14 protein-coding genes are annotated in these 16,891 nt (G+C 45.4%); 11 read left to right on the top strand and 3 right to left on the bottom strand.

Features of this window, described 5'->3' with window-relative positions:
* Window positions 1–182 precede the first annotated feature (182 nt).
* The 7 genes from QE390_RS06910 (at window position 183) to gpmI (ending at window position 9,181) form a co-directional block, all read left to right on the top strand.
* A complete protein-coding gene (locus tag QE390_RS06910; protein WP_307141591.1) occupies window positions 183–2,813 on the top strand; it encodes a T9SS type A sorting domain-containing protein in 2,631 nt (876 codons plus the stop codon).
* 39 nt (window positions 2,814–2,852) lie between these two features.
* The gene (locus QE390_RS06915) at window positions 2,853–4,157 is read left to right on the top strand and encodes a D-alanyl-D-alanine carboxypeptidase/D-alanyl-D-alanine-endopeptidase (protein WP_307141592.1); all 1,305 of its coding nucleotides are present in this window, start codon (window positions 2,853–2,855) and stop codon (window positions 4,155–4,157) included.
* A 102-nt stretch (window positions 4,158–4,259) separates the two neighbouring features.
* Complete coding sequence (gene udk / locus QE390_RS06920; protein ID WP_106637481.1) at window positions 4,260–4,931, top strand: uridine kinase; 672 nt, start codon at window positions 4,260–4,262, stop codon at window positions 4,929–4,931.
* A 156-nt stretch (window positions 4,932–5,087) separates the two neighbouring features.
* On the top strand, window positions 5,088–6,368 hold the full coding sequence (gene eno / locus QE390_RS06925) for a phosphopyruvate hydratase (RefSeq protein WP_307141593.1): 1,281 nt from the start codon (window positions 5,088–5,090) through the stop codon (window positions 6,366–6,368).
* Window positions 6,369–6,477: 109 nt separating this feature from the next.
* Complete coding sequence (locus QE390_RS06930) at window positions 6,478–6,774, top strand: septum formation initiator family protein (protein ID WP_307141594.1); 297 nt, start codon at window positions 6,478–6,480, stop codon at window positions 6,772–6,774.
* Window positions 6,775–6,899: 125 nt separating this feature from the next.
* On the top strand, window positions 6,900–7,403 hold the full coding sequence (locus QE390_RS06935; RefSeq protein ID WP_307141595.1) for a low molecular weight protein-tyrosine-phosphatase: 504 nt from the start codon (window positions 6,900–6,902) through the stop codon (window positions 7,401–7,403).
* Between the two features lie 251 nt (window positions 7,404–7,654).
* Window positions 7,655–9,181 carry a 2,3-bisphosphoglycerate-independent phosphoglycerate mutase gene (gene gpmI / locus QE390_RS06940; RefSeq protein ID WP_307141596.1) on the top strand — a complete coding sequence of 509 codons (1,527 nt, stop codon included), beginning with the start codon at window positions 7,655–7,657 and terminating at the stop codon, window positions 9,179–9,181.
* A gap of 122 nt (window positions 9,182–9,303) precedes the next feature.
* On the opposite strand, the gene gldG is transcribed toward gpmI, so the two are convergent.
* Complete coding sequence (gene gldG / locus QE390_RS06945; protein ID WP_307141597.1) at window positions 9,304–10,968, bottom strand: gliding motility-associated ABC transporter substrate-binding protein GldG; 1,665 nt, start codon at window positions 10,966–10,968, stop codon at window positions 9,304–9,306.
* A 9-nt stretch (window positions 10,969–10,977) separates the two neighbouring features.
* Window positions 10,978–12,123, bottom strand: coding sequence for a Fic family protein (locus QE390_RS06950; protein ID WP_307141598.1), 1,146 nt, complete (start codon window positions 12,121–12,123; stop codon window positions 10,978–10,980).
* 238 nt (window positions 12,124–12,361) lie between these two features.
* Here QE390_RS06950 and QE390_RS06955 point away from each other — a divergent pair, with 238 nt between their 5' ends.
* The 3 genes from QE390_RS06955 to QE390_RS06965 are packed head-to-tail and all read left to right on the top strand — an operon-like array spanning window position 12,362 to window position 14,819.
* Window positions 12,362–12,871, top strand: coding sequence for an RNA polymerase sigma factor (locus QE390_RS06955; protein ID WP_106637476.1), 510 nt, complete (start codon window positions 12,362–12,364; stop codon window positions 12,869–12,871).
* Window positions 12,872–12,889: 18 nt separating this feature from the next.
* Window positions 12,890–13,804, top strand: coding sequence for a HEAT repeat domain-containing protein (locus QE390_RS06960; RefSeq protein ID WP_307141599.1), 915 nt, complete (start codon window positions 12,890–12,892; stop codon window positions 13,802–13,804).
* Between the two features lie 4 nt (window positions 13,805–13,808).
* The gene (locus QE390_RS06965; protein WP_307141600.1) at window positions 13,809–14,819 is read left to right on the top strand and encodes a hypothetical protein; all 1,011 of its coding nucleotides are present in this window, start codon (window positions 13,809–13,811) and stop codon (window positions 14,817–14,819) included.
* A gap of 45 nt (window positions 14,820–14,864) precedes the next feature.
* On the opposite strand, the gene QE390_RS06970 is transcribed toward QE390_RS06965, so the two are convergent.
* The gene (locus QE390_RS06970; RefSeq protein ID WP_106637473.1) at window positions 14,865–15,392 is read right to left on the bottom strand and encodes an NADPH-dependent FMN reductase; all 528 of its coding nucleotides are present in this window, start codon (window positions 15,390–15,392) and stop codon (window positions 14,865–14,867) included.
* Between the two features lie 633 nt (window positions 15,393–16,025).
* Here QE390_RS06970 and QE390_RS06975 point away from each other — a divergent pair.
* Window positions 16,026–16,727: a DNA alkylation repair protein gene (locus QE390_RS06975; protein WP_307141601.1), complete on the top strand. Its 702-nt coding sequence runs from the start codon at window positions 16,026–16,028 to the stop codon at window positions 16,725–16,727.
* The last annotated feature ends 164 nt before the right edge of the window (window positions 16,728–16,891 follow it).

Consider the following 16,891-nt stretch of genomic DNA (forward strand, 5'->3'; position numbering starts at 1 on the left):
AACAAAACCTGAGTCGGGTTTCACGGCTGGCTGAGCTATTTCAAATCGCTTTAGTTATAGGTAGTTATTTAATCGGAATACACCTTTGTTCCGAACCCCTTTTAGTCTATGACTTTATTTTAAGGATTTCCTATTATTCCATACTGCATTTTGTATTTTTACTTGATTACGATCCTGTCGCTATGAAAAAACTTTTACTAATACCTTTTCTTTTGATTGGCAGTTTAACCTGGGCCCAGAAGGAATTGCCTCAACCGAAAAATATTCGCACTAAATCTTCTTCAGATCTGATTTTCTTACCCGCAGAGAAGACGGTTTGTTACTCCACAGGGCAGGCCGATAGCCGCATTGGCCCCCCACCCGAATTTTTAAGAAAACGCGGAGGCCGCACCACCGCTACTACGTCCGAGTTTACGGTGGAATACGTGGGTTTTTCGGATAGTGCCCGCGTTGCTTTTCAACAAGCCGTTGAAATCTGGAAATCCATCATCGTTTCGCCCGTGCCTATTCGCGTGTATGCCGTCTGGACGGATTTAGGAAGTGGCTCCAACGGCTCGATTATACTGGGTGGAGCTCGCCCCTATTCATACGTGACTGGATTTCAGGGAGCCACTAAAACCAACACCGCTTACCCCATTGCTCTGGCTGAAAAACTGGCCCGGCAGAGCCTGAACGGGAACCAGCCTGATATTTACTGTGAGTTTAACAGCAATAAAGCTGTAAACTGGTATCTGGGAACGGATGGAGCCACGAATGGTTCGGCAGGTCGGCAGGATTTTGTTACCGTAGTAACGCATGAATTGGGGCATGGACTGGGTTTTACCAGCTCTTTTTATGCCAACAATAGCCTAGCCATGTGGGGAGATGATTCGAATTATGGCTATCCCCGTGTTTTTGATCATTACATCAAAAATGCGAACAATCAGCAACTGATTAATACGAGTGTTTTCAGTAATCCATCGACCCAGTTATACAGTCAGGTAACGGGACGAAATCTCTTTTTTGACAGCCCGATTGCTAATGCTCAGAACGGAGGTACCAAGCCTAAGTTATACGCTCCGACTTCTTACAGCGTAGGTTCCAGTATCTCACATTTGGACGAAACCACCTATCTAACGGGCACTTCCAATGCGTTAATGACGCCGAATTTGGCCCGTGGAGAAGTCAACCAGAACCCTGGCCCGATTGTACGAAACATGTTCACGGAAATGGGCTGGAAATCAACATCCATTCTGCATAATCGATTAACGGATTCGGAAGATTTACTAGGACAACCCATTGCATTTACGGCTCAGGTGGTCAGTGATACATCGGTCGTAGGCCCCGTCCGCCTTTCCTATACCATTAACGACACGACTCGGGCCAACGCCACTACGGTTCCCATGACTCAATCAGGAAACACCTATACGGCAAACCTCCCGGCTTCGAGTCAGGCCCGGACGATTCGTTACTGGATTTCAACTACGGAAGCGAGTTATCCTAACCGTACCTTTAGCAGTCCCGCCGAAGCTCCCAGCCGGGCTTTCTGGACATTCAAAATTGGCACTGATAATACGCCTCCCACCATCACGCACGCTCCGCAAACATCCATTTTATCTTCTACAGACTCGCTGATTGTTGATGCAGATGTATTTGATGATTTTAGTTTTGGTATTGATACCACTTACATTGAATATCGGGTGAATGGTGTGGCTCGCCCTTCAGTGCCAATGCCCCGGTTGGGTTATTACGTAACCAATGGTATTCGTTCCAATAACATTTACGCCGTAGGAGCCATGACCTTCGGAGCGGGGAGTTTGAAGGGCGGTGATAAGATTGAATACCGCATCGTAGCCCGTGATCGTTCGAAAGCCCGCAACGTGGGTTACGCTCCTTCGACGGGTTATTATACAGTGAACGTAGCGGGAATTTCGGCAGCCGTAACCGAGTATGTCAATGACTTTAACGCCACTACAGCCAGTAGCGATTTTACAGGTACGAATTTCAGCATCGCCACCCCTACGGGTTTCATCGACGGAGCCATTCACTCGGATCACCCTTACAAAGACGGGCCCGAATCTCAGGGTTATGAGGCTAATTACACCTATACCTTACTCAAACCCATTCGCCTGAGTGATCAGGATCCGTTCATTCGTTTCGATGAAATCTGTCTGGTTGAACCCGGCGAAGACGGTTCCGTTTTTGGCAGTAGCAGTTTCTATGATTACGTAGTGGTGGAAGGCTCCAGCGATGGCGGAAAAACCTGGAGGCCTTTTCAGGATGGCTGGGATGCCCGAGCTAATAATCAATGGTTAACGGGTTATAATTCCAAAACAGAGCAAGTTAATGTCAACGGAACAAACGTAACCAACTCCACTTTTGCCGGAACAGCAGGACTCTACAAAAGCCGCGAGATCAACATGGTTGGATCGGGTTACTTCAGTCCCGGCCAGCAGGTATTGGTTCGATTCCGCCTTTTTGCCGATCAGCTTTCACACGGCTGGGGCTGGGCCATTGATAACCTGTACATTCAGAAGACAAAACCCATCATTACTTCGACCGAACCAACCCTTACGCAAACCACTATTCAGGTTTCCCCCAACCCCAGTCAGTACGGTCGTTTCCTGATCGATGCCGAGTTTCCGGCTTCGGTTAAATCGGTTGATATCAGTGTGACAAACATCATGGGACAAGCCGTTTATCAGAAAACTGCCAAGCAACCGGGGTCGTTACGGGAAAGACTGGAGCTGACTTCAATGCCCGCCGGAACGTATTTGTTACGCTTTGTTTCCGAATCTGAAGTCATTACCAAACGCATCGTTATTACTCAATAAATGAATCGGGGAAGTCAGTGGCTTCCCCTTTCTGTTCCTATGAAGTTACTAGTCATTATCAGTTCGGTAGTCCTCACGCTTTCGCTGACTTCCTGTTCCGTGAGCAAGCGAACCTCTTCCCTGAACAACTTGGATTCACTCTGGACTTCGGTTACGTTTGGAAATCACCACGCTGGGCTTATGCTCTACGACCCCGACCGAAAGCAGACGCTTTACGCCCACAACGCCGAACGTTACTTTGTCCCCGCTTCCAATACCAAACTTTTTACTTTTTATGCCGGACTTAAAACGCTGGGCGATTCGGTAGAAGCTCTGCGGTACCTCGTTCGAAATGATTCGCTGATTTTTTGGGGAACGGGCGACCCGACATTGCTAAACGTCAATGTTCCCAGCAGCAAAGCTCTGGAATTTTTAGCCCGCCGCCCGGAAAAGCTGTTTTACTGGCCGGGTCATTTCCCTCAAAGACCCTTTGGTAGCGGCTGGGCCTGGAATGATTACGAGGATTATTACCAGCCCGAAATCAGTGCCTTACCCGTCTATGGCAACGTAGTTCGTTTCTTGGCTTCCGATAAACTAGCGATTAACGTTATTCCCCAATCATTCGTACTTGAAAAAGACACCAGCCGTGCTACATTCCAGGTTCGTCGTGACTGGATGAGTAATCAGTTCACGGGTACTTCTGGTGTAGTGCCTGCTCATTTTGAACAGCACGTACCTTTTCAGACTTCGTCTGTATTAACCACTCAACTCGTAAGCGATACTTTGCATAAACGGGTAACTTTATTACCCTCATTTTCTACCAAAGTGTATCAAAGTCTTTCCTCCATTTCGGTGGATACGCTTTACAAACACATGCTGCAACCTTCCGATAACTTCGTGGCTGAGCAAATTCTCATGCTTGTTTGTTCGAAAATAGAGCAGCCTTTTCAAAGCAAAACCGCCATTGATTACGTCCTCAAAAATCACCTGACCGATTTGCCTGATCGCCCCAACTGGGCCGATGGCTCCGGGCTTTCGCGGTATAACCTCTTTACGCCCAGAAGCATCATTCGTCTGTTGGAAAAAATGTACACCGAATATCCAGCCGAGCGAATTTTCCCTTTACTAGCCATTGGCGGCCAGGCCGGATCCATAAAAAATGCGTATAAATCCGCCGACGGGAAGCCCTTCATTTTTGCCAAAACAGGTTCTTTATCAGGCGTTTATAACCTGAGCGGTTACTTACTGACTAAAAGTGGGAAGACGTTGTTATTCAGTTTTATGAACAATAACTTTAACCGCCCTACCAGCGAAATTCGCCGCGATATGGAACGAATTTTGACCCAGATTCGGGAAAAGTATTAAGTGCACGGAATCTGAAAATCAGGGTTATAAAACCAGCTTTTCAAATCCTGTCGCGTGGCTTATGTAAATGTTGCGTATTTTTGCACCGGAAATCCACAATACATGCAGTCGCAAAAACCTTTCATTGTTGGCATTACTGGTGGTAGTGCGTCAGGTAAAACGTTGTTTTTGAAAAGCCTTTTATCGGCTTTTCCACAGGAAGAAATCACCTTAATTTCTCAGGATAATTACTACCGCCCGCGGCACGAAATTCCGTTGGACCGCCACGGGGTTCATAATTTTGACTTACCCGAGTCCATTGATTTTCAACAATATGCCCAGCATATTCACGACTTACGGGAAGGCAAGGACGTTCAGAAACTAGAATACACCTTTAATAATCCCGACCTTATTCCGGCGATGCTGACGTTCAAGTCTACGCCGATTATTGTGGTAGAAGGTATTTTCGTTTTCTATTTCGAAGAAATCGCGAACATGCTTGATTTGAAGGTATTCATTGATGCTAAAAACAAAATCAAGCTCAACCGCCGGATTCGCCGGGATTCGGAAGAGCGGGGTTACGACATTAATGATGTATTATATCGCTGGGAACACCACGTCAAACCAACGTACCAGAAGTATATCAAACCTTTCCGGGCTCAGGCCGATCTGGTTATTCCTAATAATGATCATTTTCAAAAGGGACTCGATATGCTGGTGCATTATTTGAAAATGCTGATTTCGAATCAGACAGGCCCAAATTCGGTGGACATGCCTTCCAATTCAGAGCATTAAAAAAGCTTCCTGGGAAAATTGATTTTTTAGGGCTTTCAGACCACTAGCAAAATGCGTTACTTTGCAACGCATTTTGCGGAGTAAAGAAAGAGCATCCGATTACCTTTCTTTCATTCCTTTTTTAGACAGGAAATAACCATAAACTTTTCTTTATCTATGAGTACGATTCAGTACGTACACGCCCGCCAGATTCTGGATTCGCGTGGAAATCCGACCGTTGAAGTTGACGTTCGCACTGAAAATGGCTTTTTAGGCCGTGCGGCGGTTCCCTCTGGAGCTTCTACGGGCGTACACGAGGCCGTTGAACTTCGCGATGACGATAAGTCAGTATACCTGGGTAAAGGTGTATTGAAAGCCGTTGAGAATGTCAACGAACTGATCTACCCTGAAATTCTTGGTATTTCTGTATTCGAGCAAAACATGATTGATAAAATCATGATTGAACTCGACGGTACGGCAAACAAAGGCAAATTGGGAGCTAACGCCATCTTAGGCGTATCTTTAGCCGTTGCTAAAGCGGCTGCTCAGGAAGCAGGTCTGCCTTTGTTCCGTTACATCGGCGGCGTAAACGCGAACACGTTGCCCGTTCCGATGATGAACATCATCAACGGTGGTGCTCACGCGGATAACGCTATTGACTTCCAGGAGTTCATGGTCGTTCCTGCTAAAGCAGAAACGTTCTCGCAATCTCTCCGTATGGGAACGGAAGTATTCCATGCCCTGAAAAGCGTATTAAAATCAAAAGGTTACTCTACGAACGTGGGTGATGAAGGTGGTTTCGCTCCTAACATCCAGTCAAACGTAGAGGCACTGGAAACGGTATTACAAGCCATCGAAAAAGCGGGTTACCGTCCAGGAGAAGACGTATTCATCGCTATGGATGCGGCTGTATCTGAGCTTTACAACGCTGAAACGGGTAAGTATATCTTCAAAAAATCAACGAAAGAAGAATTAACTTCTTCTGAGCTGGTTTCTTACTGGACAGAGTGGGTGAACAAATACCCCATCATCTCCATTGAAGATGGTATGGCCGAAGACGATTGGGCTGGCTGGAAAGCTCTGACTGACAGCATCGGTTCTAAAACGCAGTTAGTGGGTGACGATTTATTCGTAACAAACGTGAAGCGTCTGGAAATGGGTATCGAGCAGGGTGTAGCGAACGCCGTTCTGGTGAAAGTAAACCAAATTGGCTCGTTAACCGAAACGATTGATACCGTTAACTTAGGCAAGCGTAACAGCTATAACAACATCATGTCTCACCGTTCAGGTGAAACGGAAGATGCAACTATCGCTGACTTAGCAGTTGCTCTGAACACGGGTCAAATCAAAACGGGTTCTGCTTCTCGTTCTGACCGTATGGCAAAATACAATCAATTAATCCGCATCGAGGAAGAATTAGGCGATTCAGCTTACTTCCCCGGTATTAAAGCGTTTTAATTAGAATACCTGAGAAGGGCTATGGATTTGAGCATTGGCTTAAACCCATAGCCCTTTTTTTCGTTTACAGAGTAAGTAACGCTTTCATTTTTAACTTTCTGAGCAGCCTATGTTTCGCGTCTGGCCTCCCAAATTTCCCGTCATAGCGATCACCATCTGGGTCGTTTTGATTGCCCTGAGTGATTATAATCCGCTGAAAAAATATCAGATGAGCCACGAGCTTTCGGAACTGGAAGCTCAGAAAGCGTTCATGGAAAAGGAAATCGTCCGTGTCCATAAAGAGCGGCAGGAAATCACCGAATCCGACGCATCCCTGGAAACCTTCGCCCGCGAGAAGTACATGATGAAGAAAGATAACGAAGAAGTTTTCGTACTCGTAGACGAAGAGGGAAATCCTGTAGAATGAGTTGGCGATGTTTTGAGTTTAGGGTTTTGAGTTATTATGCTCGCAATAATCAGTATGGTTAAAGCCTTTAGTCTCAACATCTATTTGCTAACTCAAAACCCAAAACTCCAAACCTAGAAACGCTTATGGTTAAAGTCCTTTTTGTTTGTTTAGGTAATATTTGTCGGTCTCCACTAGCGGAGGCTTTGTTTAAGAAAGCAGTAGAAGATCGCGGCCTTACGGATCAGATTTACTGCGATTCGGCAGCGACGAGTACCTACGAGATTGGGAATCGTCCTGATCGCCGGACGTGTGCTAATGCTGAATCGCACGGACTAAAGCTAGACCACCGGGCCAAGCAATTGCGGAAATCAGACTTTACGGATTTTGACTATATCATCGGCATGGATGACTCGAATTTCGATAACATTCACGCCATGTCGCACCGATTCAGTGGGTCGTATCCTTCGCACGAACAGGTTTTTCTATTGCGAAAATTTGATCCCTTTGTGGAGGTTTCACGCGGTATTCCTTCCCTGCCCGATCCGTATTACGAACCAGATGAGGCTTTCGAAGAGGTCTACCAGATTGCCAAACGCAGTACCGAAAAACTGCTGGACTGGATCATTAAGAAACACCATTTACAGTAGAGACGTCGATTGTATCGCGTCTTTTTTTTGTTTGAGTAGAGGTGCTCTCGGCAGTCGCTCAGTTTTGCCGAGTGACTGCGGGGTTGGATTACCATCATTTCTAGCCCAGACGCGATTAATCGCGTCTCTACGGGTTGGGGTTTCTAATGCTTTTTTAGCCTTTTCTAAACTTCTGCTTCGATTCTAACGGCTTCGGTTTAACTTTGTCTGTACCAACATTGTACCTGATTCATTCTCATTCCCGAAATATCGTGAGCAAAAAAGTTCTGTTAGTTATCCTCGACGGTTGGGGCATTGCCAAACAAGGCGAGGAAGATCGTTCGGCCATCATTGCCGCTCAGACCCCCTTTTACGATTCGTTATTCGCGAATTATCCACACTCTACACTGGTGACTTTCGGTCCCGAAGTAGGTTTGCCCGAAGGTCAGTTTGGTAATTCCGAAGTAGGTCACATGAACCTCGGAGCGGGTCGTACCGTCAAACAAAGTCTGGTTCGTCTCAATGACGCTATCGAGCAGGATACCCTTCGCCACGAACCTGTACTGGTAGAAGCTCTCGAATTTGCCAAGGCTAATCATAAACCCGTTCACTTCCTGGGTCTGGTTTCTGATGGGGGCGTTCACGCTCACATCAATCACCTCAAGGCTCTTTGCAATGTGGCGAAAGACAATGGTCTGGAGAATGTATTCATCCACGCCTTCACCGATGGACGCGACACCGATCCTAAATCTGGTGTAAAATATATCTCTGACTTACAGGCTTTCCTTCCTACTTCGGTGGGTAAAATTGCCAGCGTTACCGGACGGTATTATTCCATGGATCGTGATAATCGCTGGGAACGTATCAAACTGGCTTACGATGTGATGGTGAAAGGGATTGGTCAACCCGTTGAGGCCAGCCAGTTAATTTCTACGCTTGAAACGTCGTATTTGCAAGGGGTTACCGATGAGTTCATTCAGCCCATCGTTATTACCGAAAACAACCTGCCCGTTGCAACCATTCAGGAAGGTGATGTAGTGATTTGCTTCAACTACCGTACCGATCGTCCGCAGGAAATCACCAAAGCTCTTACGCAGGAAAACTTCCCGGAATATGGCATGAGCAAGTTAGATATTCGTTACCTGACGATGACGAATTATAACAAGTCATTCACGGGTGTAAACGTCATTTTTGATGATTCGAACCTGCCTTATACGTTAGGAGAAATCATTTCCAAAGCGGGCAAAACGCAAATTCGTATCGCGGAAACCGAGAAATATCCGCATGTAACCTTTTTCTTCTCAGGAGGCCGTAACGAACCCTTCGAAGGCGAAAACCGAATTCTGTGCCCTTCGCCTAAAGTGGCTACGTACGATCTTAAACCCGAAATGTCGGTATATGACGTTCGTAATGCCCTGGTTCCTGAACTGGAAAAAGGATCGGCAGATTTCGTGTGTCTAAACTTTGCCAACCCTGACATGGTAGGCCATACGGGTAGCTTTGAAGCCGTAGTAGCCGCTTGTGAATCAGTTGACGTATCGCTGAATGCCGTAGTGACGGCAGCTCGTAACAGTCACTATTCCGTTATTGTATTAGCAGACCACGGTAATGCCGATTACATGATTAACGACGACGGAAGTCCAAACACTCAGCACAGCCTGAACCTGGTTCCCTGTATTCTGCTGGACGACGACCATAAATCCATTAAAAACGGAAAGCTCGGCGACATCGCACCAACGATTCTGGCCTTAATGGGCATCGAAAAACCCGAAATCATGACTGGCGACGTTTTGGTTTAGTTGTTGTTAGTTATACAAATAAAAACCGTCCGAATAAGAAATTCAGACGGTTTTTATCTATTAAGTCAGGTTATTATCCAGGAACTAATAACCAACAACTATTAACCCCTAAACATTAACCATTAACTGAACTGCTTCTGTCGCCAGAAATACCAGCCACCGCCTAACAGAACAATGAAGACTAGTGGACCTAACAAGTTTAATACTTGCCAGACCGTTTTGTTTTCTTCTATTTCCACTTTGTCCAGCGGCCGTAACTTGAATTCTTTCGTTAGGGCCGTAATTACTCCGTTGTCATCGAGCAGATAATCCACTGCATTCAGGATAAAATCTTTATTGGCATAGATGTGGCGATCGGGGCTGAAGCGGTCAAAACCCAAGGGCAAAGGTACCTGACGTTTCGGATCGAAATCGTTGAGAGCTAAATCTCCGTCAGCTACTACTACAATTTTGGACGGTTTATCCTGAACGGCGAACCCTTTCGAGCGAGGATCGTCGGGTAATAATCGATTGCGGAATAATGACGAAAACTTACCCTCCAGCAAATAGGCCACCGCTTTGGGTCCGCCCGTATACTGCGTTGGATCAGGTTTGCGGCCCGCTTCGTTGTAAGGAATAACGGCTGGAGCCCGTAGGGTTTGGGTATAGGCGGAGGTAAATACCAGCGGTGTTTTTCGAATGCCTTCCGCCGCTACGGTATCGAGTGAACCTACGTAACGCCCGTATAAAGCATCCAGATTACGGGTAATGGGTGATTTACCGTACGAATTCAGCAAAGGATAAAACCGCCAGGGCATGAGCTGAATGTTAGCCTTATCGCCCATCGTTCCGACGTTTAGCGGAATTTGAGCCGAGAGCATATCCTTCACGACTACCGAGTTAGCCCGGAGCCCATAACGGAATAATAACTCATCAATTTTCAGATTCGTTGGCTGAGCATACACACCTTCGCGTCCTACCGAATCGGTCTGCACAGCATCCATGAAGAACAGAGCTTTACCTCCGTGCACAATAAACTGATCGAGCTTTAACTGATCGTCCTCCGAAAACTCCTGATCGGGTTTGATGACCAGTACCGCATCCAGCCCATCCAAATTAGGCGAGGTTTGCAGGTTCACCTGAAAAATATCGTAGTTCTTTTGCAGAGCCACAATCAAATCCGAAATCCGCACGGGATTCAGTTTTTTGGAGAGTGTAGATAATAACCCAATCCGCTTTTTTTCTTTCTGGGTTAACTCCCTCAAAGCCGTAGCCAGCGAGTATTCCACGTTTTCAGCCGAAAGATTCAGATTTTCCTGAGCCGACTGCGAGATATTTCCTTTCAGTAACTGAACCGAAGTCTCCTTATTCTGAAAGGTTAATAAAGCTCCCGGCCACACCAGCTTCTGCGAGCGACTGTCTTGGCCCCCTTCTACTACATTCGTAGGGATTAAACCTTTCTCAGTCAAGGCTTCGTATAAGGCATTTCGCTTCTTGGCATCTGTTTCAGCCGAAGGATCAATAAATCGATAATCGAGGTGACCACCGGAATGAGCTTTAAATTCTTCCAGCGTTTCTCGAATGGATTCCCGCAGATGCCGAAAACCAGGGTTCAAATCACCGTCGAGGTATACTTTCACGTACACCTCGTCATCGAGCTGGTCAAGTATATTTCGGGTGGCATCCGAAAGACTGTAGCGGCGGTCTTCCGTTAAATCGAGACGGAAATAGAAAAAACCGGCCAGCACATTCAGGGCTACCACTCCAATCACTAATAGCAGGGGACGCAGGTACTTGGATTTCATCATATTCTAGGCTCAGAACAAGCTGAGATAGTCACTAAAAACAAAAGTCCGGTTTCTTGAGAATCCGGTTAATTCTTTCAATATGCCTAATTTCTCAAAATCAGCGGTTAACTCTCCCGCAGCTTTAGGGCTCAAATGACAGATCGTCTGTACATCTTTCACCCGAATAACCGGATTTTGAAATAAAGCTGACATCAGCGTTAGCCCTGATGTGACTTTGCGGCCTAGTGTAGTTCGGATTTCAATTTCGTATTTTTCTTTTAACCCTAAGATTTTACCTAACGTATCGCAAGCCGTTTTACTAGTCTTTTCTATTCCAACGAGAAAATATTTCAACCATTGTAACAGATCATTTTTATCTCTAACCCTGGTCAGGTTATCGTAGTATAGGGCTTTATTTTCCTCAAAAAAGGAAGATAAATACAAAAGTGGCTTGTCCAGGTAACCCGCTGATACGAGGTATAACGTAATTAACAATCGACCAATCCGGCCATTTCCATCTAGAAAAGGATGTATGGTTTCAAACTGATAATGAGCAATTCCAATCCGTATCAAGGCTGGTACCTGAATATCTTCATTATGAAGAAAATTCTCCAAATCGCCCATTAATTCATGCAAATACGTATGACTAGGCGGAATGAATACTGCATCTGCTAAAGAGGCTCCTCCAATCCAGTTTTGACTACTCCTAAATTCTCCTGGTAACTTATGCTGGCCTCGCACTCCTTGAAGTAATATTCTATGGGTATTTCGCAGCAATCGGGAGGAAAGAGGGAGGCGATCTAGCTCCAGCAAAGCCGCATTCATGGCTTCTGAGTAATTTTTTACTTCATACCAGTCATCCCGACGTTCGGGGTCAATATCTTCTATAGGCAATAATGCCTCTTCAACGTTTGTCTGGGTACCTTCGATTCTGCTGGAATCTACAGCTTCCTTAGTAACGTGTAACTGGATAAACAAGTCAATATTAGGGACTAAACGAGCGAAGGAATTCAGTTGACCCAATTGTAAAGACGCTTTTTCAAGTAATATATTCAGACTAGAGTCCGACCAAATCCATTGCCGATTTATTTTTTCTGGAACAAAGAAAGAATAGCCTATGCCGCGTTCCTTATGCCCAGAAACAAAATCCTCAACTTTACTTGATTGAATATCCATATATATGACTTTCAAAATGGAGACGAAAGTAAAAAACAAAATTTTATATTTTACTTTCAGGCCTAAAAGTAAAATATAAAATTCTATAGTTTACCTTAAGGCCTAAATCATAGGAGGTCAATTTCATGGTAGAGTGCTGCTCCCAAGCCTTCTAAAAATTTTCTTTCCCTAACTTGTAACCTTTCGCTTTTTCCGAAGTACCCTTCTACAAAATCAACCATCTGTTAACCCCGCTTCCATGACCGACGAACAGGCCATGCAGGCCGTAAGTGAAGGAGACCTCGACAAAGCCGCCATTTTGTACGAACGTTACAAAAAGTCGTTGCTGAATTTCTTTCTCTATCGGCAATCATCCCGGGACATTGCCCGCGATCTCACCCAGCAGGTATTCCTGCGGTTGTTGCGGTATCGGCATACCTTCCGGGAAGGGGCAGTTTTTCGAACCTGGATCTATGAGTTGGCCCGAAACATCTATAACGACCATCTGAAAACGCTGCGGCATCACACGAACGAATTTCCTGATATCCTGCTGGAAGAAGATGAAAGCGAAGCCTATCACCAGCGGTTACATCAGGCTCTGGAGCTTCTCCCTGATTCATACCGGGAAGTGTTGCTGCTCAGCCGCTTTCAGAATATGAGTTACGAAGAAATCGGGCAGGTACTGGGCCTTTCCGTAGCTAATGTAAAGGTGCGGGCCTTTCGGGGACTCCAGAAATTACGTGAATTGTATTTCCAGATCAATGATTAATTATTCTCTGTTCATGTCATGGAAAAAGATACTTTATTAATTGACTATCTGCTGGGCAGGTTATCCGAACCCGAGCGATTGGCTTTTGAGGAAATGCTTGCCAACGATTTACCCCTCTGCCAGGAAGCCGAAAGTCTCGAAAAAATCTGGCGGGATGTTCAGCGTTACGAGGTAGAACCAGATGCAGGATTAGACACGGCTTTTTACGCTTTGCTGGATCGGGAAAAGGAGAATCAGACGCTTGAAAGTCAGCATCAACAGGAGGCAAACGTTATTCCGCTTCCTAAAAAGCGAGTTTACTGGCCTTATGCCGCCGTTCTGGCTGCTTTTGGAATCATGTTCTGGCTGGGACGGATGACAGTTGCTCCCGAAATCAAAACGCAGACCGTAACCATCGAAAAGCCCTCTTATCGACCTTTGGAAATACCACCTGCGGAGGAAGTGGCTCAGCTAGAGCCCTCTACCAAAGAGGAAACGAAAGACGTTTCCATCAAAAAAGTACAACAGGAAGTAGCCACGCTCCGCAAAGAATTAAAAGTTACCCAGGAATTAGTGGTGCTCGGCTTACTCCGAAAAGAGTCAGCAGCCGAGCGGTTGAAAGGACTGCAATACGCCAGTAATATGCCCTCTCTCCCACCCGATTTATTACAAGCACTGGCTCAAACCCTTCGCAAGGATGAAAACATTAACGTTCGCCTGGCCACGCTGGAAACGTTAAAGAGTTACGGCAAAAATCCATCGGTTCGGAAAGCCTTACTGGCCCGGCTGAATGCCGCCTCGGAGTTACCCGAACAGATAAGTGTAATGGAAACGCTTGTCATCAACAAAGAAACGGCGGCCTTACCTCGCCTGAAACAACTAGCAGAAGACGAAGCCGCTGACCCCATCATTCGCAAACAAGCTCAACAGAGTATTCAACTACTAACGATCTAACGTCATGAAAAAGGTTTTCATACTTACGCTGCTTCTTTCGGCATATTCGGCATTGGCTCAGGAAGAAAAAGAGACCAAAACGTACCGTATGCCTCTTAAAACGAAGAAAGTTTCTTTTCTGATCAGTAATGCAGAAGTAGCCATTCAGGGATACGACGGCACTGATATTGTTATTGAAGCCAAGGGCGTTACGCCCCCACCTAAAGAAGCGGAAGGACTAAAGGCTGTGGGGGCCGGCGGCACGGATAATACCGGTATTAACCTGTCCTCGCAAACGGAAAATGGGGTAACCATTTTTAAAACGGCTCTTCGGCAGGACGAGATCTCGTATGTCATTCGTCTACCTAAAAACACTGATTTACTCTGGAAATCGGGTAATAATTTCTTTGCCAATGATGACGAATTAACAATTACGGGTATTGAGGGAGAAATTGAAGTTCGTACGGCCTCTACGAATATCAATCTGAAAGACATCACAGGTCCGGTGATTGCTTATTCAACGATGGGAAAAATCAGTGCTCAATTTAGTAAGGTAAATCAGAATAAGCCGATTTCCCTGTCTACGAGTCACGAGGCCATTGATGTAAGTCTCCCATCGGACACCAAGGCTTCTGTCATTCTGGATGCTTCTCAGGGTAATGCTTTCACAGATTTTGACCTACTGCCTTTGCCTGAAAAAGAAGCCAAACAAAGTGAGTCCCAAAGTGTAGATGGGTTAGTCGTAGTGGGTTCTGGTTCCAGAAGAAAAGACAGTGAAAATATAGCCAAAGGAGCAACTAGTTCTAAAAATAATTCGGCTTCTAATTCATCTGCCTCTTCCATAAGCATTAGCACGAAAGATGTAAACATTCAAACGGATAATAATCAAATTCTTAGCTTCGCCAGTGCAAAGCCATTTACCATTAACAACATTTATATCAACGGTAACGCAACCAAAGGTATCATTAATGCTCCCGGCGTTTCAATTACCTTAAAATCTTCGATGGGTAATATCTACCTCCGAAAGCGAAAATAATCAGCTTAATGAAAAAGAGCAGGCTACTAAGTCTGCTCTTTTTCATTAAGGAAGTTTCACCAGCATTTCAATTTGTTGCTTCAGTAAGGTTTTGATAAACTCATCCTGGATCTCACCTTCTACCCAGTTCTTTTTCAGAAAAGGAATCTTAACCCGTAAGCCTAAAACCGTGGCGTTCATAAAACTTAGGATATCCGTCAGGTGACTCATACCCAAGGGATTTCCACTTCCCCCATCCGAAATACCGACCAAGGCTACCATCTTTCCACTGAGCTTGCTGGGGTAATGAAAGCCGTCTATAAAAGCCTTCAGCACGCCGGGAAACGAACCATTATATTCAGGCAAAACAAAGACCAGTTTGCTGGCACCTTCCACCAGATCACGCACAGCATTGAAGGCATCGTGCTTGCCAAAATTCCCGTAAAGGGCCGATTCAATAAAATCAACGGGCAAATCTGCCAGGTCTACTACGCGGGCATCCGCCCCTGCCGCCTGTATTTGCTGACGGTAATATTCAGCCACCTGTCGACTACGGGAGTTTTTCTGATTGGTTGAGGAAACGATGGTAATCATGGATACTATTATCTTTTCTGAGTGTCAATTCAATACCTATTTCTAGGGTAGCAGGAATGCTTGATACTAATAAATAATAATCAGCAACCTGCATTTGAAATTTAAAGTTGCAGTCTTTCTCTAAACTTTTCTATAGCAATTTATTCTATCATTGTTCGCAACTAAGTAACTGCTCTTTCGGATTTATAATCCGAAAGCTATCTGTCAGGGATTTGTAATCCTACGCAGCAACCATAACCGCCTCTACCCAGACGCGACTTCATCGCGTGTCTAAATTTTTTATCCCTATTAAAAACCACTACCCACTTTTCTGGTGGTAGCCTAAGGGATGCCATAAGTCCTACTGTTAGCGAAGTTACCTCAATCTTCGCTTCGCTCTGAATGACAGGGAGGGGTGTTTGCAGTTGTTAATATCTCTTTTCTTCAACTGATCAATCTTGCGAACGCAAGAGGAGATCTTGGCTAATAATGAATCGAAAGTTGAGGAAATATAAGGTAATAGTGGCTGGCAGCATGAGCTATGCGATCAGCAAAAAAGCGGGTAGTGTCTTTCTCGAACTATATCCCTAGTCCGAGAAAGAAATTGCTTGCAGATAACGTTTACCTTTGCTTTTCCTTCATTCTACCTCCATCATGTCTCATCAGGACGTTATTCAATTACTTCAGACTCAGGCTAATCCCGAAAAAGCTGCCTTCGTCGCTCGTTACTTCAAAACCGGGCCGGGCGAATACGGGGAAAATGATCGTTTTCTGGGATTAGCCGTCGGCGAAGTTCGGAGCATTGCCAAGAAGTTTCGCTCTTTGCCTCTGGAAGAAGTTACTCAACTCATCCAAAGCCCTTACCATGAATGCCGGGCCGCGGCCCTGTTCATTTGGGTAGATCAGTATAAAAAGGGAGACTTGAGTCAGAAACTGGAAGTTTTCGAAGCATATTTAGCTCATTTGGAATACGTCAATAACTGGGATCTCGTCGATGTTTCTGCCCGGGATATTGTCGGGGCATTTCTTCACACCCAGGATCGGCAGTTACTTTACGATTTCGCTCGTTCCGAGCGAATTTGGACGGTTCGCGTCGCTATCATCGCTAACTTATATTTTATCAAAAAGAAAGAATACAGCGATACACTGGCGATTGCTGAATCTCTGCTTTCTCACAAACATGATCTGATTCACAAAGCCTGCGGCTGGATGCTCCGTGAAGTAGGGCAGCAAGATCTGGAAGTGTTACGGGAATTTTTAAACGAACATACCCTTGCCATGCCCCGCACCATGCTTCGGTATGCCATTGAAAAATTACCCGAATCCGAACGACAGTATTATTTAAAGCTGAAGTAATGCAGGACACTAAGTAGTTGATCGTTTTTAGTGGCTGCGGTAGTTAATTAAACCGCTCCCGCTGCGTGGTTAGTTGATCATTCGATAGTCAACGTTTTACAACCTAACCATGTATTGAGAATACATGTAGAGACGCGACTTTATCGCGTCTGGTTGGGAGATGA

This window comes from Siphonobacter sp. SORGH_AS_1065, assembly GCF_030818595.1.
Classification (GTDB): Bacteria; Bacteroidota; Bacteroidia; order Cytophagales; family Spirosomataceae; genus Siphonobacter.